Origin of the sequence: Marinagarivorans cellulosilyticus (genome assembly GCF_021655555.1) — a bacterium.
In the GTDB taxonomy this organism is placed as follows: domain Bacteria; phylum Pseudomonadota; class Gammaproteobacteria; order Pseudomonadales; family Cellvibrionaceae; genus Marinagarivorans; species Marinagarivorans cellulosilyticus.
In genome coordinates this window covers 4,393,368-4,417,804 of sequence record NZ_AP023086.1, presented here as the reverse complement: position 1 = coordinate 4,417,804, position 24,437 = coordinate 4,393,368, and the positions used below count along the sequence as shown (strand labels likewise).

The 24,437-nt window shown below is 48.7% G+C and carries 24 protein-coding genes; 7 read left to right on the top strand and 17 right to left on the bottom strand.

From position 1 onward, the window contains the following. Positions 1-30 precede the first annotated feature (30 nt). The 10 genes from argF to MARGE09_RS18055 all read right to left on the bottom strand — a co-directional run bounded on the left by argF (position 31) and on the right by MARGE09_RS18055 (position 10,423). Positions 31-942 carry an ornithine carbamoyltransferase gene (gene argF, locus MARGE09_RS18100; protein WP_236984383.1) on the bottom strand — a complete coding sequence of 304 codons (912 nt, stop codon included), beginning with the start codon at positions 940-942 and terminating at the stop codon, positions 31-33. A gap of 9 nt (positions 943-951) precedes the next feature. Continuing rightward, complete coding sequence (locus tag MARGE09_RS18095) at positions 952-2,112, bottom strand: acetylornithine transaminase (RefSeq protein WP_236984381.1); 1,161 nt, start codon at positions 2,110-2,112, stop codon at positions 952-954. A gap of 172 nt (positions 2,113-2,284) precedes the next feature. Further along, positions 2,285-2,971 carry a response regulator gene (locus MARGE09_RS18090; protein WP_236984379.1) on the bottom strand — a complete coding sequence of 229 codons (687 nt, stop codon included), beginning with the start codon at positions 2,969-2,971 and terminating at the stop codon, positions 2,285-2,287. Between the two features lie 143 nt (positions 2,972-3,114). After that, on the bottom strand, positions 3,115-3,342 hold the full coding sequence (locus tag MARGE09_RS18085) for a hypothetical protein (RefSeq protein WP_236984377.1): 228 nt from the start codon (positions 3,340-3,342) through the stop codon (positions 3,115-3,117). A gap of 208 nt (positions 3,343-3,550) precedes the next feature. Continuing rightward, positions 3,551-4,351, bottom strand: coding sequence for a symmetrical bis(5'-nucleosyl)-tetraphosphatase (locus MARGE09_RS18080; RefSeq protein ID WP_236984375.1), 801 nt, complete (start codon positions 4,349-4,351; stop codon positions 3,551-3,553). Between the two features lie 30 nt (positions 4,352-4,381). Continuing rightward, positions 4,382-4,783 (bottom strand): Co2+/Mg2+ efflux protein ApaG, encoded by a 402-nt coding sequence (apaG, locus tag MARGE09_RS18075; RefSeq protein ID WP_236984373.1) that lies wholly within the window; start codon positions 4,781-4,783, stop codon positions 4,382-4,384. Positions 4,784-4,865: 82 nt separating this feature from the next. Then, positions 4,866-5,675: a 16S rRNA (adenine(1518)-N(6)/adenine(1519)-N(6))-dimethyltransferase RsmA gene (gene rsmA / locus MARGE09_RS18070; protein ID WP_236984371.1), complete on the bottom strand. Its 810-nt coding sequence runs from the start codon at positions 5,673-5,675 to the stop codon at positions 4,866-4,868. Beyond that, positions 5,672-6,664: a 4-hydroxythreonine-4-phosphate dehydrogenase PdxA gene (pdxA, locus tag MARGE09_RS18065; protein ID WP_236984369.1), complete on the bottom strand. Its 993-nt coding sequence runs from the start codon at positions 6,662-6,664 to the stop codon at positions 5,672-5,674. Before pdxA ends, rsmA begins: the two co-directional genes overlap by 4 nt. Next, on the bottom strand, positions 6,664-7,956 hold the full coding sequence (locus tag MARGE09_RS18060) for a peptidylprolyl isomerase (protein WP_236984367.1): 1,293 nt from the start codon (positions 7,954-7,956) through the stop codon (positions 6,664-6,666). The genes pdxA and MARGE09_RS18060 overlap by 1 nt, the downstream gene beginning before the upstream one ends. Before the next feature lie 16 nt (positions 7,957-7,972). After that, complete coding sequence (locus MARGE09_RS18055; protein ID WP_236984365.1) at positions 7,973-10,423, bottom strand: LPS-assembly protein LptD; 2,451 nt, start codon at positions 10,421-10,423, stop codon at positions 7,973-7,975. 111 nt (positions 10,424-10,534) lie between these two features. On the opposite strand from MARGE09_RS18055, the gene MARGE09_RS18050 reads away from it, so the two are divergent. From MARGE09_RS18050 to MARGE09_RS18040, 3 genes are read left to right on the top strand one after another with little or no spacing between them, the layout of a single operon-like run. After that, complete coding sequence (locus tag MARGE09_RS18050) at positions 10,535-11,572, top strand: aminoglycoside phosphotransferase family protein (RefSeq protein ID WP_236984363.1); 1,038 nt, start codon at positions 10,535-10,537, stop codon at positions 11,570-11,572. Between the two features lie 5 nt (positions 11,573-11,577). Further along, positions 11,578-12,264 (top strand): nucleotidyltransferase family protein, encoded by a 687-nt coding sequence (locus MARGE09_RS18045; RefSeq protein WP_275068750.1) that lies wholly within the window; start codon positions 11,578-11,580, stop codon positions 12,262-12,264. Beyond that, a complete protein-coding gene (locus tag MARGE09_RS18040; RefSeq protein WP_236984359.1) occupies positions 12,264-13,040 on the top strand; it encodes a DUF4126 family protein in 777 nt (258 codons plus the stop codon). The genes MARGE09_RS18045 and MARGE09_RS18040 overlap by 1 nt, the downstream gene beginning before the upstream one ends. Before the next feature lie 34 nt (positions 13,041-13,074). On the opposite strand, the gene MARGE09_RS18035 is transcribed toward MARGE09_RS18040, so the two are convergent. From MARGE09_RS18035 to flgA, 7 genes are all read right to left on the bottom strand, one after another. After that, entirely contained in the window at positions 13,075-13,782 is a 708-nt protein-coding gene (locus MARGE09_RS18035; RefSeq protein WP_236984357.1) for a 16S rRNA (uracil(1498)-N(3))-methyltransferase, read from the bottom strand. A gap of 106 nt (positions 13,783-13,888) precedes the next feature. Further along, complete coding sequence (locus MARGE09_RS18030; protein ID WP_236984356.1) at positions 13,889-14,341, bottom strand: tellurite resistance TerB family protein; 453 nt, start codon at positions 14,339-14,341, stop codon at positions 13,889-13,891. A gap of 10 nt (positions 14,342-14,351) precedes the next feature. Then, positions 14,352-15,284, bottom strand: coding sequence for a transaldolase (gene tal, locus MARGE09_RS18025; protein WP_236984354.1), 933 nt, complete (start codon positions 15,282-15,284; stop codon positions 14,352-14,354). Positions 15,285-15,361: 77 nt separating this feature from the next. Next, positions 15,362-16,414, bottom strand: a complete 1,053-nt coding sequence (dusA, locus tag MARGE09_RS18020) for a tRNA dihydrouridine(20/20a) synthase DusA (RefSeq protein ID WP_236984352.1) — start codon at positions 16,412-16,414, stop codon at positions 15,362-15,364. 70 nt (positions 16,415-16,484) lie between these two features. Further along, positions 16,485-16,982, bottom strand: coding sequence for a flagella synthesis protein FlgN (locus tag MARGE09_RS18015; protein ID WP_236984350.1), 498 nt, complete (start codon positions 16,980-16,982; stop codon positions 16,485-16,487). 218 nt (positions 16,983-17,200) lie between these two features. Then, entirely contained in the window at positions 17,201-17,503 is a 303-nt protein-coding gene (gene flgM / locus MARGE09_RS18010; protein WP_236984348.1) for a flagellar biosynthesis anti-sigma factor FlgM, read from the bottom strand. A gap of 154 nt (positions 17,504-17,657) precedes the next feature. Further along, positions 17,658-18,392, bottom strand: a complete 735-nt coding sequence (gene flgA / locus MARGE09_RS18005; RefSeq protein WP_236984346.1) for a flagellar basal body P-ring formation chaperone FlgA — start codon at positions 18,390-18,392, stop codon at positions 17,658-17,660. Between the two features lie 433 nt (positions 18,393-18,825). Between flgA and MARGE09_RS18000 the strand changes: the two genes are divergently transcribed. The 4 genes from MARGE09_RS18000 (at position 18,826) to MARGE09_RS17985 (ending at position 24,372) form a co-directional block, all read left to right on the top strand. Continuing rightward, complete coding sequence (locus MARGE09_RS18000; RefSeq protein ID WP_236984344.1) at positions 18,826-19,773, top strand: chemotaxis protein CheV; 948 nt, start codon at positions 18,826-18,828, stop codon at positions 19,771-19,773. A 42-nt stretch (positions 19,774-19,815) separates the two neighbouring features. After that, positions 19,816-20,679: a CheR family methyltransferase gene (locus tag MARGE09_RS17995; RefSeq protein WP_236984342.1), complete on the top strand. Its 864-nt coding sequence runs from the start codon at positions 19,816-19,818 to the stop codon at positions 20,677-20,679. Between the two features lie 304 nt (positions 20,680-20,983). Further along, positions 20,984-21,505, top strand: coding sequence for a universal stress protein (locus MARGE09_RS17990; RefSeq protein ID WP_236984340.1), 522 nt, complete (start codon positions 20,984-20,986; stop codon positions 21,503-21,505). Positions 21,506-21,723: 218 nt separating this feature from the next. Beyond that, complete coding sequence (locus MARGE09_RS17985) at positions 21,724-24,372, top strand: helicase-related protein (RefSeq protein WP_236984338.1); 2,649 nt, start codon at positions 21,724-21,726, stop codon at positions 24,370-24,372. The last annotated feature ends 65 nt before the right edge of the window (positions 24,373-24,437 follow it).

The following is a 24,437-nucleotide window of genomic DNA, read 5'->3' as shown; positions in this document are numbered from 1 at the left end:
TTGAACACGGCTGAATAGTTACATGCTGCTTTACAGTTTGCCGAGTAAAAAAAGCATTAATGCTTTTTGTGCATGCAACCGGTTCTCGGCTTCATCCCACACAATTGATACAGAATCATCTTCTATTAATTCTGCGCTTACTTCTTCGCCTCGGTGCGCTGGTAAGCAGTGCATAAAAACAGCATTTTTGTTGGCGTGGCTCATGAGTGAGTGATTCACTTGGAATGCGGCAAACTTTTCTTCGCGCTCTTGCTGCTCGTCTTCCTGCCCCATGCTTGCCCATACGTCAGTTACTACCCAGTCTGCATTGCTTACTGCTTCTGTGGGGTTGTTGGTAACAGTGACGATGTCGGCGTGCTTTGCCGCCAACTCGGCATCGGGCTCGAAGCCTTCTGGGCAAGCAATGTGAAGGGTAAAACCACAAAGCGCCGCGGCATTAATGTAAGAGTGACACATATTATTGCCATCGCCGACCCATGCTACCTTTTTGCCTTTTGGTGAGCCTCTGTGCTCAACGTACGCTTGTATATCGGCAAGCAGTTGGCAGGGGTGGTACATATCGGTAAGGGCATTAATTACCGGCACCTGCGAGTGTGCTGCAAAGCGTTCAACAATGTCGTGACCAAAGGTGCGAATCATGATGATATCGACCATGCGCGAGAGCACGCGGGCTGAATCTTCAATGGGTTCGCCGCGCCCAAGCTGCGTATCGCGTGAGGATAAGAACAGTGCCGAGCCGCCTAGCTGCGTCATACCTGACTCAAAGGATACGCGTGTACGTGTTGATGACTTTTCAAAAATCATCCCAAGTACTTTTTGTTCCAGCTGTTTATTAAGCTCGCCGCGATGGCGTGCCTTTTTTAAATCGATGGCCGCGGTAATGATGGTGTCTAGCTCGGCGCTGGTAATGTCTGTTAAAGATAAAAAATGGCGAATGCTCATGCTTAATTCCTATGCATAGAATTCGTTAATGAGGTCGACAACAGTTGCGATGATATCGTCAGCTTGAGCCTCGGTCAGGGTGAGGGGCGGTAGCAATCGTAGTGTATTGCCCGCAGTAACGTTTATAAGTAGTTGGCGCTGATTTGCTGTTGCCACCAGTTCTGTACAGGGTTTGTCTAACTCTATGCCAAGCATAAGGCCTTTGCCGCGTATGTCAGTGACATGGGTGTTGTTGCCAAGGGCTTCTTTGAAGTGCTTTAGGAAGTAATCTCCAAGCTTGGCGGCTTGGTCGCAAAGGTTTTGTTCGACAATGGTGTTAACCGTTGCAAGGCCGGCGGCGCAGGCAATGGGGTTGCCGCCAAAGGTCGAACCGTGATTGCCGGGCTGTAATACTGTTGCAGCAGCGCCTTGTGCTAAGCAGGCCCCTAAAGGTAAGCCGTTCGCTAAGCCTTTAGCGGTAGTTACTACATCGGGTTTAATTGCCGATTGTTGATACGCAAAAAAGCTACCGGTGCGGCCATTGCCGGTTTGGATTTCGTCGAGTATCAGCAGCCAACCCTTGTTATCACATAGGGCGCGCAAATTATTGAGGTAGTCGGCATCGGGTACGTGTACGCCGCCTTCGCCTTGGATAGGCTCTACCATAACGGCAACCGTGTTAGTGGTTGCAGCGGCTTCAATAGCGGCAATATCATTAAAGGGGACGTGGCTAAAGCCTTCTACAAGGGGTGTAAAGCCGGCTTTAACTTTATCGTTGCCGGTGGCTGTAAGCGTTGCCATGGTGCGGCCATGAAAGCTGCTTTCGGCGGTAATGATGTGTGGTGCGCTAATGCCTTTGTCATTGCCATACTTGCGCGCAATTTTAATCGCCGCTTCATTAGCTTCGGCGCCTGAGTTTGAAAAGAATACGCAATCCATACCCGAAAGCTCAACTAAGCGTTCTGCCAGCTGTACTTGAGGCTCGACTAAATAAAGGTTGGAGACGTGAACCAATGTTTGGGCTTGCTGCGAAACTGCTTCGGTTACAGCGGGGTGACAGTGACCAAGTCCGCAAACGGCAATTCCCGATAAGGCATCCAAATAACGTTTGCCATCGGCATCCCAGACGTAGGCGCCTTCGCCTTTTACCAATGTGGTCGTTCTTTCGCCGTAGGTATTCATTAAGCTCATTTCCGGTTTCCATGCAGTCGGGCTAGATTAAGCACGTTGTTATTGGGTATTTGGCTTTCGCGTTGACCAAAACAAAAAGGCAGCCAAGGCTGCCTGAAGGGAGCGTATTCTAGGGGGTATTTACAAGTTTGTAAATTTTACTGGCTAGGTGCGCAGCAGCAGGGGTGTGAGATTAGCTAGCTTCGCTCTCATCGGGCTTGTTTTCTTGGCTGGGGGCAGGTTTGGGGGCGCTGGGTTGGTCGTCACCGGCTAGTGCCGTTTGGATCTTTTTCTCGAGGATGGCGGCATCAATGGGCTTGATGACATAGTCCGTAATGCCTTCGCCTATCGCTTCTTTGATGCGCGCGGCTTCAGAAACGGCAGTGACCATAATGAAATGAGTGTCTTGTAGGCGAGCAAGGTTGCGGACTTGTCGCTTCACTTCAAGCCCCGTTAGTTCGGGCATGTCCCAGTCGCAAAGCACAATATCGAAGACAGGGGAGGCGTTTTTAAGCATGCTAACGGCTTCTCGGCCATCTTTGGCGCGCTCTATATGCTTTATGCCTAAATCTTCAATAATGCCTTCTAGCAGCATGGCAGAATCGGGGTCGTCTTCGGCAATAAGCACGTGAGCCTCGGCTAAAGCAATGGCGCGCTTTTGTCGCTTCTTAGGCGGGCTTTGCGGTGCTTGTGGGGGGATGGTCTTGGCAGGAGTAATCTTCTCGATTTTTTTGATGGCGCTGCTGAGTACGCGCAACATGGCTTTGTGTTCGGCGAGTGCTTTATCGTCTAGCTTGCCATCGTTAATGGTTTTCGATAACCACGTGCAGCGTTTGCTAACAGTATCAATCAGAAGCTTTTGTTCCAGTGTGTCAAACATAGTTATCTCTGAATGGTGTAACAGTAGAGTTAACTTTAGTTCACACGAAAGGATGTTGCAGGATACTGAGCCAAATTTGGCTCAGTATCGGTATGGTTCAATGCAGATGTGATTCGGTAAAGAGGGCAGTTTGCCCAAAAGTATTATTCGAAATGCTTGGGGTTATCTGATGCTTCGGGCTTAGAGGAAGAAAGGGCCTTTTGCATATAGGCGTAATAATCGTCGCTGAGTGAGCGGCTGACATCACGTCGGTCTTTGCTCTTGCGGCGCTTGCGATGAAACAGGTCAATATCCATGTTTCTGCAAGGATCTGCGTCTTCTCGGCGGTCTGAGCCTTTGCGGCGATCTATAAAAAATATCGGGTGATGCATAAGGAAGTCTCTCATCATTACGGCTTAACGCAACCAACTTTAGCGCGTTGAAGAAAAAAAGCCAGTGCTTTGACGGAGAATATCGCCAATTGGAGGTAAAAACTGCCAAATGGTGCCGTTGAGTGACTTTTCACCATAAAGTGTGAAACCGCGTCAAATAATAGTTATAAATAGTATATGCCGGTGAGTAATAAAGCGGTTGGTGGTACTAGTTAGCTGGCTCGCTAGTGCGTTTGCCAGTTGCAAGGTTAATTGCCGTGAGTTTGCCGCCCCAGACGCAGCCGGTATCGAGTGCGTGAATGTTATTGCGCCCTGTTTCGCCTTCCAGCGCTGCCCAGTGGCCAAATAAAATATCGTGACTTCGAGTAGCGTGGTGTTGAAACCATGGGCTAAAGCCTTGTGGCGCGGAACCGGCCGACTCTTTGACCGTTAAGTTTAGCTCGCCGGTTGCGCTGATAAAACGCATACGGGTGAAATAGTTAGTGATGACTCTTAGGCGGGTGTTTCCTGTGAGGCTGTTGTGCCAGGCTGAAGGCTCGTTGCCATACATTTCAAATAAGAAGCTGCGGTAACGGGCGTTGTCTTTTAAGCAGCAGGCCACTTCTTCGGCCAGTGCAAATGCCCGTTCCGTCGGCCATATATGTGGCAGGCCGGCGTGACTCATCACAAATTGGTTGTTGTGCTGAATAAGGGGCTGTTGGCGTAACCAGTGAAGCAGTTCGTCACTATCATCGGCTGCGATGACATCGTGAAGGGTGTCTTTGGGGGATAGCTTGCGCGCCCCTTCGGCGGTGGCTAAAAGGTGAAGGTCGTGGTTACCAAGCACAACGCGGGCCTGCGGACCTAAGCTCTTAATAAATCGCAAAACGCTGAGGTTGTCGGGACCTCGATTAACCATATCGCCGGCCACCCAAAGAGTGTCTGCGGTGGGGTTGAATTGGATGCGTTCGAGTAGGCGAAAAAATGGCTTTGCGCAGCCTTGAATATCACCTATTGCCCATTCGGTCATAGATCACTTCTTTTTATTAGCAAGGTTGCTTCAGTGTAGTTTACTGGGCTGAATCAGCGTAAATGTCGGGACGACGGCTTCAAAGGTATCTCCGTCAAGTGTTTGCATTTGGTAGCTGCCGGCCATAGTGCCTACTGCGGTCTCCATAACCACGCCGCTGGAATAGGTGTGGCTTAAGCCTGGTTTTATAATGGGCTGCTCGCCAATAACGCCAGGGCCTTTGATTTCTTTAGTTTGGTCTTTCTCATCGGTGATGATCCAGTGGCGGCTAATCAGTTGAGCAGAGGTGTTGCCCTTGTTGGAGATCGTAATGGTGTAGGCGTAAACGTAACGAGACTGCTCGGGCCGAGATTGTTCGCGCAAATAGCGTGTTTTAACTTGCACCTCGATGGTGTCTTTTAGCTCTATATTTTCGTCTACTAGGTCTGTCATGGTAACTCGGCTCGGTATGGGGCTTAAGTCTCAGTGGTTCGGTAATGCGTGTAGCTTACTCGCTACCCGCTAGACTTTGGGTCTATTCTACCGCAGGTCTGTTGAAGACATAATTAGCTAAGGCGGCATAGGTTGCCAGCGGTAGGTTTTCCGGCCTAAGTGACGGGTCGACATTCAGTGCTTCTAATTCATCGCTGCTCATGAGTGTTTTTAGCGTATTGCGCAGGGTTTTTCGGCGCTGGCTAAAAGCTGTGCGAACGAGAGTGTCTAGGGTTTTATGGTCGTCCACGGGGTGGCGCGGTTGCTGTTGTGGTGTTAAGCGTACAATGGCTGAATCCACTTTGGGTTGCGGGTCGAAGCACTCAGGGCCCACATCAAACAGGTATTCCACGTCACAGCTGTACTGCGTCATAATACTTAAACGGCCATAATTATTTTCGCCAGCGGTTGCTGCCATGCGCATTACAACCTCTTTTTGCAGCATAAAGTGCATGTCTTTTACCATATGGCTGTAACTGAGCAGGTGAAAGATGAGCGGCGTTGATATGTTGTAGGGGAGGTTGCCAACAATACGCAGAGGTTTTTCGGCGCTGCCTAGTTGGGCAAAATCAAATTTTAGGGCATCGGCCTCGTTGATGTGAAACGACGGAATGTGGCCAAACTTTTCTTGCAGTATGGGGACAAGATCACGATCAAGTTCAACCACATTGAGCTGTTGGCAGGTGTCTAGAATTAGGCGCGTAATGGCACCTTTGCCCGGGCCAATTTCTACCATATTGTCGGTGGCGGCAGGCCGAATGGAGCGCACAATGTGATTGATGATGCTCTCGTCGTGTAAAAAGTTTTGTCCAAAGCGCTTGCGAGCGCGGTGTTGCTGTTCTGCTCGACTCATGTGCTTGTGGCCTGCTGTGTGTGAGTGGCTTCTATCATTGCTTCTGCGTAGGTAATCGCCGTTTTAAGGCTGCCTAAATCAGCGATGCCTTTACCGGCAAGATCAAGCGCTGTGCCGTGATCAACCGAGGTCCGAATAAACGGTAGCCCTAAGGTAATATTCACGGCGTTGCCAAAGCCCTTGTATTTCAAAACGGGCAGGCCTTGGTCGTGGTACATCGCCAGTACTGCATCGGCCTGCTTGAGGTGTTTGGGTGTAAAAAGGGTGTCTGCGGGCAACGGGCCGGTTAGGTGCCACTGGTATTGACTGCGTAGTTTAGTGAGTAGCGGTTCTATAACATCGATTTCCTCGCGCCCCATATGTCCGCCTTCGCCGGCGTGGGGGTTAAGTCCGCACACAAGAATGCGTGGTTGCGCGATACCAAACTGGCTGACTAAATCGTGATGCAAAATGCTAATGATCGATTCGAGTAATTCGGCGGTGATGGCATTTGGTACATCTTTGAGCGGTAAGTGAGTTGTCGCTAGTGCAACGCGCAGCCCTTCGGTGGCTAGCATCATTACTACGCGCTCACACTGGCTGCGCTCACACAAAAATTCGGTATGGCCGCTAAAGGTTATGCCGGCATCGTTGATCACGCTTTTTTGAACAGGGCCTGTCACCAAGGCCTCGAAAGTGCCATCAAGGCAATAATCGGTGGCGATCTCCAGTGTTCGCAATACATAGTGTGCATTGCTGGCATTTAGCTGTCCCGGTGTCGTAGGTACCGCAAGCGGCACATCTAGGACGTACAATGTTTTCGGTTTGTTTGTAACCGCTTGTGTGGGGTCAAAAGGCTCCAATACTAAGTCTATATCAAGCGCCTGGCAGGTGCTTTCAAGTAATGCTTGGCTGGCTATGGCCACTAAGGGCGTGCTGTTTTCGCTGGCATAGCGACAAACCAACTCGGGGCCAATACCTGCGGGTTCACCGGGGGTTACTGCAATCACTAACCTTGCGCCTCGGTTTTAATTTCAACAAAGGCTTCGTCGCGCAGTTCGCGCAGCCAAACTTGCAATTCGTCTTCAAAGCGGCGGTTGGTCAATATATTGCGGGCTTTGTTGCGAATTACGGCGTCGGTCATGTCTTCGTCGCGCTGCTCTTGTACTTGCAATATGTGCCAGCCAAAGCGGCTGCGAAACGGTTCGGATATTTCACCAAGGGGTGTTTCTGCCATGGCTTTTTCAAAGGCAGGGACAAATTGGCCGGGACTAGACCAGCCCAAATCACCGCCAGCAAGCATTGAGCCGATATCTTCGGAGTGCTCTTTGGCGAGTTTGGCAAAATCGGCTCCGTCTACAATTTGCTGGCGTATTTTGCTGAGCTTCGCCTGCGCCTGTTCGTCGGTAAGGATGGCTGAAGGCTTAATAAGAATATGGCGAGCGAGAGATTGCTTAATAACTTGCGACTCTTCACCGCGTTTTTCATAAAGCTTGATAATGTGAAAGCCGGCCGCACTGCGAGCGGGTTTAGATACCCCACCAATTTTTAGCTCTGGCGCTATTTGCGCGAACAAGCTGGGAAGGTCGCTTGTTTTGCGAAAACCTAGATCGCCGCCTTTAAGGGCGTTTGGACCTTTAGAGTTGGCAATGGCTAGCTCTGCAAAAACAGCGCCTTTGGAGGCTTGCTCATATATAGATTCGGCCTTTTCCTTGGCAGCAAGAATATCGGCATCGTTAGCCGATTGCGGCAATGCAATGAGAATATGGCCTAAATGATATTCCGGCGACAACCAAAATTGCGCTTCGGCCGATTTCAAAAAGTTATCAATCTCTAAATCGGAAACAGTAATGCGCTGTGAAACTAAACCGCGCTGAATGTTTTGAATCATCATGTCGCGCTCTATACGCTCGCGCAAGGTTGCAAGCGTTAAGCCTTCCATCGCAAGTTGGGCGCTGAATTGGGCCTCACTTAGTCCGTTTTCACTCATCATGTTGTTAATGACGTTATTGGTCTCGGCATCGTCAATGGTAACGCCGTAGCGGTAAGCCATTTGAACTTGTAGTTGTTCAACAATTAAGTGCTCAAGTACTTGCTCTTTTAGCGTGGCGATATCTGGAAGCCCCATTTGAGACCCACGTGCGCGCGCGGTAATGATTGCAAGGCGTTCATTGAGGCTGGACTCAAGAATAATTTGGTTGTCGACAATAGCGGCGATGCTATCAATCAATTTTGGTTCGGCTTGCGTGCTGGTAGCGCAAAGTACAAGGGCGCAAAGCAACGTTTTAATGCGGTTTTTCATAATGAATCCAAATGGTTTAGCGATCTTGGTCGTAACCAAAAATACTGTCTTTTAAGAGGTTTTCGATACGTTTGCCAGAGCTACCTAAGCCGAGAAGCTCAATTTCAAAAAAGAGGCCTTGGTCGTAAGGGCGGTCATCTTCGGTTAATGCGAGCTGCGCATCGAGCCAGCGACGGGCAACAGTGCGTATGCGGTAGCAACACGAGTCGTATTCGAAGCCGATAAAGGTCTCAAGTTCCCGTTGCTCATCAATGTCATAAAAACTGCGGCCTAATAGCCGCCATTGATTACCTGCTGGCAAAAAGAACGAGAGGTCGAGTTGGTCGATTTTTTGGCTCAAGTCGCCAGTGGCTAATTGCTGCTCGCGGGCGTAGCGGTAACCCAGATTAAACAGCCAATTATCATTGGTGTAGTGTAAGCCGTAGCTAGCGCGCATCAATTTTTTTGTTTTAGGATTGTACTGCACGCTGCCTAGCGAGCGGATGTTGTCGCTGAGTGAGGCGCTGAATTGACCGGCGATATCGGATTCTTGTGAAGTGTCCGATTCCTCGTTTAAGCCTACACGGCGATCATCAAAATAAAATAGCTGGCCCAGGCTCACATCCCATAAAGGCTCGCCATTACTGCGAAAATAGCGATGGGTTAAACCTAGGGTTAGTTGATTGGCGTCGTCTAGGCGGTCGCCGCCGGTAAAGCGTCGTTTGCGAAAGAGTTGGTCGTAACCAAAGGTAAGCGGCGATGTATCGAAGTTAACGTCTTGGCCGTCATCGGTCACATTAAACAGGGCTTTGTGGTCGGTATATTGCCGAAATAAGTAAAACAGGCGGGGCTCTAATGTTTGTTGCCCATTACTATTTTCGAATACAAGGCCGCTATCTAGGCTGGCGTAGTGAGTCGAGAGGGCAGGTTTATTGTCGGCATCGCTACGCAGCTGATCTTGGTCGAGTTGGTAGCTCATACCTTGAACACCCATACTGGGCCGAATAAAGCCCCAACTGGCATCGCGCTGATAGTTTAGCTGGTAGTCGATGCGTGCCCGTTCACCAGTAATAATGGTGTTGCCATTTAAACGATGTGTATCGCTATGCCCAAAGTGAACATACTCGTGGTACAGGCTTGTGCCGAAGTCACCTAGACGGTAATTGCCTTCGGCCTGAATTTGCGGCAGTCGGCGGTAAGAATCGTCTACATCGACCAGTAGGTTTTGCGCGTTATACACGTTGGCGGATACATGCCAGTTGGTGAAATCGTAGCCAAAGCGGGCTGCTTGAGTTAAGTAGGTTTCGTTGGCCACGTTGAAGCTTGCAGCGGGCAGCTCGCGAAGGAAGTCAATATCGCTGACTTCACCGTAATTAATATCACTATACCAAGGCTGCTGAAAGCCTCCGCGGTGGTCAAACTGCATGAGCCAGCGCGTTTCATCTTTGTGAGAGGTGAGCGTTTCGTCGCCGCTCGCGATGAGAGCCTCGTTGTCTTCGTCGCCGCTATCTTTAGGCAGGGTGGAAAACTGCACGATATTTTCGCTGGTATAGCCTAAATGGCGATATTCTAGCTCTAGCATGGCGCCGCGGCCGGCGACATACCGTGGGGTAATGGTGGCGTCTTGGTTGGGGGCGATATTCCAGTACCATGGCTGGGCAATATCTAAGCCACCATCAACAGTTCCAATGCTTGGCGTCAGTAGGCCGCTTTGGCGGGTATTCCCAATCGGAAAGCGTATATAGGGTGTATAAAGAACTGGCAGGCCACCAACATACACAACAACATCACGGCCATAGCCTTGCAGCGATTCTGGGTCGATGGTGAGGTTTTTGCCCGCTAGCAGCCAAGCCTTGTCGTTGGGCTCGCAGCTGGTAAAAGTGCCATCTTCTAACACAAGCTTGCCCGACGCTTCGTGTGCTAGCCTTCCTGCGGTGCCGCGCATGTGCGTTTCGTGGGCAACAAAACTACCGTTGGTAAATTCAGCTTCATTGCCCACCATATTAACGCTGGCGCTTTCACCGGTAATTAAGCTGCCGGCTTGGCGAATATAAACATCCCCCGTCATAGCCGCTTTTTCGGTGGCCTTGTTAAACAGCATGTGTTCTGCCTGAATAACGCGCGGGCCTTGCTGTACGCGTACCCCCTTGCCAAGCTCAATATGCGTCTCGTTCATATCGGCGCTGCCAGCTTCTATTTCGATTAGCGTATTCGCTGGGTCTGGTGCTGGGCTGTTGTCAAAAGGGTCTACATAGGCTCCGTGACATGCGGGCTTCAAAAGTTGCAGCTGGGCGGGTGTTAGCAGGTTGCGCGGTTGCCAATCCATTTCGGCCGCAGTTTCTGATCGCGCACCACTGCTGTTGCCCACAATTAGTAGCATACTGAGCAGTTTTATGAGTTGACCCCTAGCCGCACGAAAGGGCCTTGCTGGCTGCTGCGCGGGTATTTTAAAGGGCTTTGCGTTGTCGCAAGCATTGGGGTTAGGCATACTGCGGGGTCTTTTGCGGCTCATCTTATTGTCTTGGGCGCAGATTGTAATGGCGCGCACTGCTTAATGAAACAGCAAAAGTGCATAAACCTTGCTTGGTGATAATTTCTTATGTCCATATATGAGTCTTTGGCTGCTTGGGTTAGCCAGCAGCTAGTAAAGCGTTCAATGCCGAATGCCGCGCTGACACCGATAGTCGGCGATGCGGGTTTTCGTGAATACTTCCGTCTAGCCACCGTGCCACCGTTGCTGGCGGTGTATGGTCCGCCTGATGTCGAAAAACACCAAGCCTTTGTGCAAATCAGTGAACACTGGCGTCAATTGGGTGTGCCTGCGCCTGAGGTTATTGCTTATGATTTTGCTCAGGGTTTTTTACTGATTGAAGATTTTGGCGCAACGTCATTAAGTGCAATGTTAGAGGTTCAAGGCGCTAAGCCTGCATGGCTGGATGCTTGTTATACCTCGGTGCTTGCTCAACTACACCGTTTACAGTGCTCTCCAACGCCAGCTTGGTATCCTCGCTACGACAGCGCTGCACTGCAGGCTGAGCTTGATTTATTCATCCCTTGGTTTGTTGAAAAACTCTTAGGTTATGTTTTATCGACCGATGAGCGAGGAATGCTGCAGGAGCTATTTGATGTGTTAATCGCTCGGGCCCAGGCCCAGCCGCAAGTCATTGTGCACCGCGATTTTCATTGCCGTAATATTCATGTTCAAAGTGGTGATCTTAATCAATTAGGTTTTATTGATTTTCAAGATGCCGTTGTGGGGCCGGTGACCTACGACATTGTGTCGCTCTTAAAAGATTGTTATCAGTGTTGGCCTGCAAGTTTTGTTCGTTCGCAAGCCTTGGCGTATCGAAAAGCCCTGCCACCATTGTTGCAAATGAGTTCCGAAAGCGAATTTTTACAGGCGCTCGATATGATGGGCCTACAGCGTCATTTAAAAGTATTGGGGATTTTTTCTCGCTTGCATTTAAGGGACGGTAAAGCGCAGTACTTACAGGATCTACCCCTTGTACTTGCTTATGTGCTGCAAGTGCTAGAAGGCTACCCCGAGGGCAAGCCGGTAGCGCAATGGTTTGAGCAACAATTGATGCCGCTAATAAAACAGCAGCCTTGGTATCGTTCAGTGGAAATTCAGCCGTGAAAGCTATGATCTTAGCCGCTGGTAAAGGCGAAAGAATGCTGCCGCTCACGCGTACTTGTCCGAAGCCTTTGTTGCAGGCTGGTGGCAAACCTTTATTAGAACATTGGTTGCAAAAACTTGAAGCGGCAGGGGTTCGCGACATTGTTATCAATACGGCTTATTTGGGCGAACAAATCGAGGCCTATGTTCGCGCTCGAAAAGGTTTGGCTACGATAACAATCAGCCAAGAAAGCGAACCGCTGGAAACTGGCGGCGCATTACATTTTGCGCTGCCAATACTTGGGCAGGCGCCTTTTTTATTAGTTAATGGCGATGTTTTTTGTGGTGTCGATTTAAGCCGTGTTATTGCGCGGGCACAAGTGGCTGCCGCCGGAGCTTACTTTGTAATGGTGAATAATCCCGAACATAACCCAGAGGGTGATTTTGTTTTAGGGAGCGAAGGTTGCGTTTACGATAAAAAAATGGCGGCAGAGCAGGGTGGAGCATTGACGTTTTCTGGTATTAGCGTCATAAACCCTGAAATGATTCGGCGGTATCCAAGGTGCCGGCAAAAATTTCCGTTGCGTGAAATTTTTAGTTGGGGAATAAAAAATAGAACTATTCGGGGTGAACTTTATTCGGGTTACTGGCTGGATGTAGGAACCCCCGAGCGACTTGCCGAATTAAATCAATATATGAGGGAGACTCTATAGTGGAAGCCTACGAAAGTATTATTGCTACATTGGCGTTAACAATGGGAGCCAGTTGGGCTAGCGGGATTAACCTATATGCGGTGCTACTGGTGTTGGGTTTTGGTAGTGCTACGGGAAATATTGATTTGCCGCCAGACTTACAAATACTCGAGAACCCCCTTGTACTTGCGGCGGCAGGTTTAATGTATTGCGTGGAATTTTTTGCCGATAAGATCCCTGGTGTTGATACTGGCTGGGATGCAATTCATACCTTTGTGCGCATTCCGGCTGGCGCTTTGTTGGCGGCTGGTGCGGTGGGAGATGTGTCTCCAGTTATGGAGCTGGCAGCAGCGATTGTCGGCGGTGGTTTAGCTACAACAAGCCATGCCACAAAAGCTGGCACACGCATGCTTATTAACACTTCGCCGGAACCGCTGTCTAATTGGGGGGCTTCTTTTGCAGAAGACTTAGTGGTGCTCGCAGGATTGTGGGCAGCCTTAAACCATCCGCTGGTATTTTTGGCGTTGTTAATTGTGTTTGTTGCGCTGGCGATATGGTTACTGCCGAAACTGTGGCGACTGTTGAAGTACATTTTGCAAAAAATACGTGCGTTTTTTGGCGGTCAGGCGCCGGAGCCTTTATTGAATGTCCGTTTTGCTGGTGATGTTTTACCCTCGCCCCATGCTGGCGCTAGTGGCGATACAGTTTCTGAACTAGAGCGATTAAAAGCATTGCGAGATAGCGGTGCTATAACTGAAGAAGAGTTTGCGGCGGCAAAGAAAAAGCTATTGGATTAATAGCGCTAGGGTGCTTCTGGCAAAGCGGGGCGACCTAAAATAGTTTGGCCAATAACACAGGCACGGCAGTTTCTACGCGTAAAATGCGATCGCCTAATTGTACCGGGGAAAACTGGTTACTTAAAAAGGTATCGACTTCTTCTTGGGTAAAGCCTCCCTCTGGCCCTATGGCAAGTACAGAGGACTGCGCTGTTAGCGGTGTAGCTTTAGGGTAACTCCCTGGATGGGCAATAATTTTTTGTTGTTGTTGCATTAGGGGTAGTTGGTCTTGAATAAAAGGGCGCCACTTTTTGTGTTGAATAACTTCGGGGATTTGCGTGGCTTTGGCCTGTTCTAGCCCCAGTATTAGTTGTTCCGCAATAGAATCCTCTTTTAATAGTGGCGTTTGCCAAAAACTTTTTTCGACCCGCTGGGTATGGATTAAATGGAGTTTTTTTACTCCCATAGTCGCAATGGTTTGCAGGCTGCGTTGCAGCATGCGTGGCCTAGGTAGCGCTAGAATTAATTCGACATCAATTTGCGCTGGCGGCGGCGCTGTTAATGTTATGTTGCCAAGGGTAACGGTATTGTTCGCAATGGCTAATACTGTGGCGGTGCCCACCATGCCATTAATTGCCCCAATAGTGAGTGTGTGGTTAACGGGAAGTTTTAAAACCTTAATAATATGTTCGGCTCGATAATCATTGAGCACGGTTTGTGCGTTATTAATGACATCACTTTCACGTAGCAACAGTAAATTCATAGTTATTGAGTGTCGTTAGTATAGGTAAGAAGCTTAGGCGACTTAGCTTGGTTTGCGTCAACAATATAAAAGGTGGGGTGAGCGGTTAAAAGGCTGCGAGCGACAATTATTGGCTAGGTCGACTGTGATGTTTTGCGCGGATAAAATCGCCATGGGCAACATGAATTAAGTCTGCAACTTTGCGAATTACATACTCTTCATATTTGTCGAGTTCGCCATCAGCATATGCAATGCGCCACATGCCAACAATTAAATCGAACTTATCTTGTGGCGAACAGTGTAGGTTGATTTGCTGTGTAAACTGGTACATGGATGTAGATTCCATGCATTCGTTTTGTGCAAGGGTAATAAGTTCGGCACTTTGGTTTTTGGGGATATCAAAACTGTCTTCAAGTACGCGTTGTAAACAGGCGAGTTCTTTTGCATCAAACTCGTTATCAACAATGGCGACTTCAATAAGCAGCGCCGCACAGGCAAGGCGTTTTTGCTCCTCGCTGAGTGCGGCGTTAGTTTCAGGCCGCATTTCGGCCTGAAAAATGTCGAGTATTTTCGACAGCATAGGTAACGTCTTAGCCCTTTTTAGAGGCTAAGAAGTTTTCTAGGTTAACCATGTCAACAACAAAGCGACGGATGCCGTCTGCAAGTTTGTCGGTGGCCATTGCATCTTCGTTGTTGCTGAAGCGGAATTGTGCTTCGGTCTCAACGATTTTCTCGCCGCCAGACTTACCTTCAGCGCTTAAAGCTTGCTCTAAGGTGCCTTCGTCTTTTTGCAGTTGATCTAATAATGCTGGACCAATGGTTAAACGGTCACAACCGGCAAGGGCTTCGATCTCGCCGATGTTACGGAAGCTTGCGCCCATAACAACAGTATTGTAACCGCAAGATTTGTAGTAATCGTAAATTTTAGTAACGGACTGAACGCCTGGATCTTCAAAAGGGGCGTACTCTTTTTGATCGGTATTCGCTTTGTACCAATCTAAGATGCGACCTACAAATGGAGAGATCAAAAACGCACCGGCATCGGCACAAGCAGCTGCTTGGCTAAAGCTGAACAATAAGGTTAGGTTACAGTTGATGCCTTCTTTTTGAAGAACTTCAGCAGCTTTAATACCTTCCCAAGTCGAGGCAAGCTTAATTAAAACGCGGTCTTTGCTAATGCCAGCTTGCTCGTAAAGCTCAATTAAACGATGTGCTTTAGCGATAGATGCTTGAGTATCGAAAGATAAGCGAGCATCAACTTCTGTTGAAATTTTGCCTGGAACAATCTTGAGGATTTCACAACCAATAGCAACAGCCAAGATGTCACCAGCGTCTGCGATATCTTTACCGCGTGCTAGGGCGTCTTGTACCAAAGGAGCGTACTGCTCTAATTGAGCGGCGCTGTACAACAACGATGGGTTAGTGGTGGCATCTACGGGTTTGTACAGTTTAATAGCTTCGATGTCACCCGTGTCGGCAACAACGTCTGAGAATTTTTTAAGTTGTTCTAGCTTGTTAGTCATGGAGGTCCCCCTATTACATGAGGCGCGTATTATGGGCATAGCAGAGCATTTTCGCAATCTGAACGGAAGTACCAGTTTTATGTTTTGGCTTTGGAGGCTTGGAGGTAAGCCTCTCGCTTGGCTTGCAGGGCGATCATCTCGTCCAGCGCTTCTTGTAAAACAGCGGGTGTAGCGTCTTTTGGGCTGGCGTTATCGCTTAAAAAACGCCGGAACAAACGCCCGCCGTGTTGTGCGGTGTAAATACCTAATATGTGCCGCGACATATGATGCAATCTCACTCCCTTTTTATGTTGCTGCCAGCAGTAAGTCATAAACTCGGCCAGTATATCTTCACGACTAGCCGGTGCTGTGCCGTTAAATAGCAGGGCGTCTACGTGTGCGAAGCTATAAGGGTTGTGGTACATCTCTCGGCCGACCATGACTCCATCCAGCGGGCCCAGCTGTTGCTGGCATTGCTCTAGGGTATTCAACCCCCCATTAAGTACAAAGGTATGCTGCGGGTATAAGGTTTTGAGGGCGTAAACGGCCTCATATTGCAGTGGTGGAATTTCTCGGTTCTCTTTAGGGCTTAAGCCCTTTAGCCACGCTTTGCGCGCGTGCACAATAAAAACTTCGCATCCGGCAGTACTTAAGGTGCGAACGAAGTGTTGCAGGTGTTCTACGCTATCTTGATCATCAATACCTATGCGGTGCTTTACCGTGACGGGGATATCAACGGCATTTTTCATGGCTTGAATACAATCGCCGACCAGCTCTGGCTCCGCCATTAGGCAAGCGCCAATTTTATTTTCCTGTACGCGGTCGCTCGGGCAGCCGCAGTTAAGGTTAACCTCGTCAAAGCCCGCGTCTTCTGCCATCTTGGCGCATTCGGCAAGCTCCTGCGGGTTGCTGCCGCCGAGCTGCAAGGCAATGGGGTGCTCTTCTTTGTTGAATGCTAAAAAGCGCGCGCGGTTGCCGTGAATTAGGGCTGGCGTAGTGACCATTTCTGTATAAAGGCGGGCTTCTTTTGTGATAAGTCGCCAAAAAAAACGGCAGTGAGCGTCGCTCCACTCCATCATCGGGGCAGTGCAGAAGCGCCAAGGGTTATGGGGGGCGTTGGTCGGCGATGTGGTGTCAGAAGGTGAAGGCATAAAAACAACTGCGTAAAAAAGTCGCTCAGTATACGCTTGCAGGCCTTTGGGTTTAAGGGAAATTATTCGATTAGGCTTCGCCTAAGGTTCCGCGGGAGTTTTGGTTGTGTTTAGCGCCTTTGCCGTTATAAAGCGGGCTGTTATTGCCTTGGCCACGCAGAATATTCAATAGCCTTTCGTGTGTGGATTGGCTGCGCATCATCACTTTGCCGTTAACTTCGTTGGCATCTTGGCAGGCTTTAAAAAGTTGCTGCAGTTTTTGCCATTGTTCTGCCAAGCCGTTTTCGATGGCGTACTGGCTAAAGACTTGCTCGGCGCTAGAGGCGGTGCTTTGCTGTGCTTCTGATTGATATTGGCTTGTCCACTGCGTGCGCGTAAGTGCGCTTTGATGTAGTTGGTTAAGGAGTTTTGATTTTGCTTCGATGAGGGCGTCCAGGCTGTCTATTTCGCGTTTCTTTAGATGCTCACGCTCTTGCTCTAAAAGGGCTAGTAAGTTTTGGCAAGCGTTAATATCGTTGCTAATGCTTTTCGCTAGCCGGTCGTTATTCAGAGGGTGTGCAAAACTCATTGGAGTATTCTCTTAGTCAAACAAATGTCGCTTTTGCGGCTGTGTTAAGCGCCATGCAGGTTTTAAGCCTAGTTCTACATAATATGGGTTACAGAGCAGACGACTTGCCGGCTGTAATTAGCTAGAAACAAGCTAGAAACAAGATGGTGCGGTTTGTTTGGGTGGGAGGTCGATGCTATAGCGCTGGGCTTAGAGTGCTTTATAGAGGGAGGTGCTGCCTAAAAATCAGACAGCATCTTATCGGCAATGGCGGAAGGGTTAGGGCTAAAGCTTCCATTCGCAATAGATTGTTTGATTGCAGCGACTTTAGCTGTGTCTACTTCGGGGCTGCTTTGCACTTTACTTTCAAGGCGGCTCATAGCTTGGCCGGCGCCGCTTAACGAAACATTATCGCCGCTTGAGGCTTGCGCCGCATTTGCAGAGTTACTGGCATTATCCGCAGAGGGGCCACGTGTTTTGCCGGTATCTTGAGTTGGGGCATGAAGGCGGTTTTTGCCGACGCCGCCGGTGTCAATAACCATGTTGTATGCCTCTTTATCACATTAAGGGCTGATGCTTTGTGCTTAAATTCAGCCGGTTCACAGAGCTTGTCGGCCGCAATGGCTTTTACTTTAGAAGTTTTTTACTTTTTTTATAGTTTTTTAGTATTCGCGTCTTAATTAACTGAGTATTGATCTAAAGGTTAGCAACTGCGCGCCCAGGGGCAACTACAAATGCCTCGATAACGCGTTTGGATTGGGCATTCTTTACTCGTATTTGCTCGCCGATCTTGCCGTCGGACATCGCAATAGCTGAGGTCGCAACAGATAAGCCACCATTGCCGGCCTCTAAGGTGATTTTGTCGCCGCGGGTGATTGCGATGGGTTCACTCACATGCTTCAAACGTATTACGCCACCAGAGCTAATATTACGCGTTATGGCATTGCCTATGAGTGCGGTGGTGCTTTTGGCGTAACCGAAGCCGAGATTACTGGTATTGCGTACCGTCAATGATAGATCGTCGGCTTTAAGGATGGTGCCTTTATAAATGTCCCGTGTAGCGGTGACAACTTCTTGCAAAACGTCTATGCGGGCAGGAACAAAAATGCTCCATGGCGATTCCCCGTTACAGCTAACCCTAACAGAGATATTGGCTGTTTTGGTTTGGTTGCCGTTTACTTTAATGTTCTTACTTTCAGAGCACTTGGCGAGTTTTAGCCGCGGATCAAGGCGGGACACTTTAATGTCTAGTTGGGCGTCTTGAATTACAGAACTGTAGTGCTTGCTAAGAATGTCCTTTACCTGTGTGCGCATAGCGTCAATATCTTCGTAGTTTGCGCCACTCGACGCATCGCTGTGCGCTGCTATAGCGTGCATGAAGATGGAAAAAAATAGGCCGAAAGCAGCTAATTTCTTATCTATGTGGTTCAAGATTCACCTCCTGTATGAAAATTTTTGTAGCTGTAAGCTATGTCAAAAGTATGACAGGTTTATGTGTCTTTGGTAATTACTTGCTGTTTGTGCAAGTCTCGAGCCGATTAGTAAGCAGTCTAAAAGGAGTGGAAGGTATTGGGGCAAACGCTGTAGAGCGGAAGTGTGAGTTAGGTCTTTTTTGTATGAATTACTGACATACCGGTTAGGTTTTGCTTTTGGTTTGGCTTGCTTGCTGATCTTTTGACGCTCTGCGAGGGCATACTGTGCCGGAAAATCTACCGTTTGAACTTTTGCGGTATTTAGTTCGCCAAAACAAGAAATCACCGACTAGAGTTAGAGTATGTATGGGCGCCATTCTTTGGATATGCCTGTTTGATTGGTTGCAAGCTTTGGGCGCGAATTGTGAATTTCGCTCTGAACGGAGATTTTTATGGCTGGCGTTTTAGATAGTGTCAACCAGCGCACACAACTGGTAGGGCAGAATCGACTCGAGTTATTGTTGTTTAGCTTGGGCGGCTCTCAACAATATGGAATTAATGTTTTTAAGGTTAAAGAGGTACTGCAATGCCCGTACCTTAACGAAATCCCTAAACGTCATCCTGTTGTGCGCGGTGTTGCGCACATTCGTGGGGGCACTATTCCTATTATGGATATGCGCCAAGCGACTGGCAGCATGCCACTAGATAATATTTCTCAGTGCTTTGTAATTATTACTGAATATAACGGGTCTACTCAGGGCTTTTTGGTAAAGTCTGTGGAGCGTATTGTTAATATGAATTGGGGCGCGATTCACCCGCCACCCAAAGGCGCCGGCAGAGACAATTACTTAACAGCGGTGACGCAAGTTGATAATAAATTGGTCGAAATCATCGATGTAGAGAAGATATTAGCTGAAGTATCGCCCCTGCCTGAAGATGTGAGCCCAGAGGTTATCGAAGATTCTAAAGGCGATACGTTAGTCAATAAACACGTGCTTATCGTGGATGATTCGACGATTGCCCGTAAGCAAATACAAAAGGTTGTGCAGTCGTTAGGAATGACCACGACTGTGCGCAAAGATGGGCGCGAAGCACTGGACTATTTAGAGGGGTTAATCGGTGAGGGTAAAGACCCAGCGCATGAATTGTTGATGATTATCTCCGATATCGAAATGCCAGAAATGGACGGCTATACCTTTACCGCGGAAGTAAGAGCTAACCCGCAGTTGAGTAACATGCATATTATTTTGCATACATCGTTAAGTGGTGTGTTTAACGAGGCGATGGTTAAAAAAGTAGGGGCAAACGACTTTTTGGCCAAGTTCCACCCTGACGAACTGGCTAAACGTGTTAACTCGAGGGTGAAGGAAATGACAGGGAAAGGGATTGATGAAGCGTAGTCTAATTGTCTTGCAGTACACTTTACAGTTATAGGTAATCATGTGACTGCTCGCACGCCGCCGCCAACCCCTAAGGGTATTTGCTTTACTGATGTTGAGTATCAGGAGTTTCGCCTGTTTTTACAACAAGCGTGCGGCATTGATCTAGGGGCGGGCAAAGAATACCTCGTTGCCACGCGGGTTCGTCGTATTTTGGCGCAAGAGCATATTAGTTCGGTAACCAAGCTCTTAGAGCTACTGCGCAACCCTAGCCAGCGTGCGTTAAGGCAGGAGGTTGTCGATGCGATGACAACCAACGAAACGCTGTGGTTTCGCGACAATTACCCCTTCGAATATGCGAAAAACACACTGTTTCCTGCGTTGGTCGACGCCGGCGTGCAAAACATTCGCGTTTGGTGTGCAGCGTGCTCGTCTGGGCAAGAGCCTTATTCCTTGAGTATGACGTTAAATGAATTCAATCGGCAGCGTTTAGGTCGCTTGCCGCTTAATAGCCGCATAGTTGCGACAGATATCTCGAGCGAAATATTGGCAAGTGCCAAGGCTGGGTTATACGACAGGTTGTCGATTGCCCGGGGTTTGAGTCAAGAACGCCTGCAAACGTTTTTTTCTTCTACACCGGATGGCCGCTGGCAAATCAATGCCAACGTGCGTCAGTGTGTAGAATTTAAACCGCTTAATCTGCAGAGTGATTCGTACGGTTTTGAAAAATATCACATTGTGTTTTGCCGTAACGTTTTGATTTATTTTAATGCCGAGTTAAAAAGGCGCATTCTTCGAAATATTCACGGCGTTTTAGCGCCCAATGCCATTCTATTTTTGGGGGCCTCAGAAAGTATTAGTGGCGCAGAAGATTTATTTGAAGTGATTAATTGCAAGCCCGGTATCGCATTCAAAAAGAAATCTTAGTGCTCTTTTCGTAAAGGGCCCTCTTAGTTTATTGCAGCCGTTTGGCTTTTCCTTCGCCTAGTATTGCCTCCCTTTTGTCACATATTCCTACCGTTAATACAGTGACTTATTGATATATTGTCTGGCTGACAAAATCGCTCGTTTAATGCTTTGAAGCCATATGCTGCTCGTCGGTTTTAGCCAAGAAAAGGCAACAATGATTTGGGCGACTGCTAGGCTGAATAAAAGAGCAAGGGAAATGATTCTTGCTTAGATGTTGAGTGGTAGGCCCTTGGCGTAACCGCCTGAGGCAGTAGGGGCAATAATGATTAAAACCATATTGTATGCGAGTGATTTAGGCGTGTTAAGTGCTTATTCGCTAGTTTATGTGGAGCAGTTAGCTAGGCAGTTCAATGCCAAAATCGTTGTATTGCACGTAGTGCCTCCCATTGATGCTTTGGCGGCTGCGGTGGTGAATAGCCGCTGTTCTGAGCAAACCAAAAACGAAGTCCTGAGTAATGCGCATATCGATGGATTGCTAGAAAACATTCGAGAGCAAGCTTTTGAGCGTTTATTAGATGATGAATTTGGTGTGGAATTCAGTCGTTATTTAAGTGATATCGTCGTGAAAACGGGCGCGCCTGCAAAAACCATTATTGAATACGCCAAAGAAAATGCTTCGGACATTATTGTTATCGGCAATTGCAGCGATACTGACGGCGAGGCACCTGTGCTTGGGTCTGTTGCGAGCAAAGTTCTGCAGTTGGCTCAAATTCCCGTGTTTATGGTTCCTCTTAGTGCGGTTTCTGCGCTGCCCGCGCGCTATGCTTTGAACCCCAGCTCTTAATAGCGCTGCTGCGTGCAGGCATGTTACTGGGGTGTTTTCCTTATCGATTTGCCGATTTTTTACTGCCTGTTTGGCGCTAAGCCTTTCGGCTGTTGTGCCTCTAGGCGTTAAAACTTACAATTGCGCCCCTTTCTTAATGCCTCGGTGTCGGTATTGCTGCAGTCTTTGTGGCTAATCGGGCGCTAGTGGCTTACCAGTTGGTGGTGTAAAGCAAAATTATGTCTGAATTTGTACAGGGGCAGCGTTGGGTTGTCGATTCTGAGCCAGAGCTAGGTTTAGGGATTGTGGTATCGGTTGAAGCTCGCTCCGTGTCGATTTTTTTCCCGTTAGCAAATTGCGAGCGCATGTATGCCTTAGGGCAGGCGCCTCTTACGCGCATTGTCTTTGCTCAAGACGATGAAATCACTTTAGCTGATGGCGAAAAGCGCCGTGTTTTAGAGGTTAAAGATCATCAAGGTTTGATGATCTACGATGTTGGGACCGAAGGCTTGGTACCCGAAACGCAGGTGAGTGCTGAAATTCAATTGAACCAGCCGTTTATGCGTTTAATGACCGGCCAGCTGGATAAGGCGAAGTGGTTCTACTTTCGCCGTGAGCTAGATGCCGCCATGGCGAAAGTGTGGGGCTCTCGCTTAAATGGCTTGTTAGGCGTGCGCGCAAGCTTAATTGCGCATCAGCTTTATGTGGCACATACCGCTTGCGATCGGGATCGCGTTCGCGTTTTATTGGCTGATGAGGTTGGCTTGGGTAAAACCTTAGAGGCGGGAATGATTTTAAGCCGCTTGCTTAAGCTTGAGCGAGCCAAGCGTGCGCTGATTATTGTGCCTGACGCTTTGCAGGTCCAGTGGCTGGTTGAGTTAATCCGCCGTTTTAGTTTAACGCCTGGGGTTTACGATGGCCCAGGCTACGATTTTGAGCAAGGCCAAATTCATATCCTTAAGCAGTCTGCATTGGTAGAAGAAACCGAAAGCCTGTTAACGGCCGAGTTTGATGTGGTTATTGCCGACGAGGCGCATCACATTCAGCCAAATACGCCAGGCTTTGAGGTGCTGCAAGCGCTGTCTGATTTGTGCTTGCATATGGTATTGGTTACTGCAACGCCCGAGCAGCTAGGCTTTGAAAGCCATTTTGCGCGTTTGCAGTTGCTCGACCCCGATAAGTACACAAGCTTAGAAACGCTTGCCCAGGAGGAATCGGGGTACGCAGAGCTAAATGCTCTTATTCGCGACTTACCGGCTACCCGCGACGAGCTAGTTGCACGCTTTGACTTGGATGCGTCGTTAAGCGACGACGCCTTGCTCGATCAAGTACTTGATTGCCACGGTGTAGGCCGGGTGATGTTCCGCAATGTGCGCGCCTCGGTAAAAGGGTTTCCTGGCCGTTCGCCTCAAGCGCACGAAGTAGAAAGCGCTGACTGGAAGGATCGCTACGAATGGCTAGCGCGATTCTTAAAAGCTAACCCCGATGAAAAGGTGCTAGTTATTTGCCACGAAAAAATGCAGGTTATCGACTGCGAAAATTACTTGTGGCAAAAACACGGCATTGATCCGGCGCTGTTCCATGAAGATATGGACTTAATCGAGCGAGATCGCGCCGCGGCTTACTTTGCCGATTTTGAAAAGGGGGCTCAGGTTTTACTGTGTTCAGAAATTGGTAGCGAAGGCCGTAACTTTCAGTTTAGTCGCCATTTAGTCTGCCTCGATTTACCTGAAAACCCCGACATGCTGGAGCAGCGCATTGGCCGCTTAGATCGTATTGGTCAGGCAAATGATGTCAATGTGCACGCTCTTATTAGCACCAATGAAAACGGCGAGCCAGATGAGAACGCCTTGCGCTGGCATTGGTACCACGAAGTGCTCGATTGCGTTGGGCGCCAAAACCCTGCCGCCGGTAGCGTGCATGAACAGTGCTTCCCCGGTGAGTTTTCAGATTTAACTGAGGCTATTAAGCAAGAAGCTAAAACACAAGTAGCCATGCTGGAAGCTAAAATTCGAGATGGCCGGGATGCCTTGTTAGAGCGCAACAGTTGCCGCCAGCCGTTAGCAGGTGAATTGGTTGAGCGCATAACAGGCTTCGAAGAGTCTACGCCTGCAGCGTTGGTTGAAATGGCTAGCGAGCTTTTAAATTTCCACTTCGAGGATCTCGGTAATGGAACTTATTCGCTAATTCCGGCGGACAATATGTTACTGCCTTCACTGCCGGGCATCCCCCCTGAGGGTTTTGAGGTAGCGTTTGAGCGCAGTATTGCGTGTGTTCGTGAAGATGTTGTCTTTATGACTTGGGACTCGCCTTTTATTAGTGGTTTGTGGGAGTTACTGCATCACAGTGAGCTAGGCTCTGCGTGCGTGGCATTGTTGCCCAGTAAGCAGTTGCCAGCGGGTAAATGCCTGCTAGAGGCTTGTTTTGATGTTGTTGTGCAGTCAGAGCATGCCAGCGAGTGTTTGCCGTTTTTAGAGAGTTACTCTGTGCGGACCTTAACACTTGATATTAGCGATAAGGACTTGGCGGCCGTATTAGGAGAAAGCCAATTGCAGCAATCGTTGACTCATGTCGATAAGAAGTTGGCTCGCAAGATTATTCAAAGCAAAAAAGCCGAAATGCCCGCTTGGTATGCCAAGGCTGAAGCCTTTTCTGAGGTGCACAAGGTTAACCTTATCGAGGCGGCCAGTGCAAAAATCACATCGTTTTTCTCGCAAGAGAAAAACCGCTTAACGCAGTTGGCCAAAAAGAACCCAGCCATCGATATGGACGAGGTGCATAACCTTGCTGAAAAAGAGCGCCAGTTGCTGCACGCGTTAACGGCCCAAACTCACTTGCAGTTATCAGCTATTCGCTTAATCGTCACAACCGAGCCCAAAGCGCTTTAGTTGCAGGCTTAAAAAATCGGATAACCCTACATATAGGCATGAAATAGCCCCCACATTTATTTTCA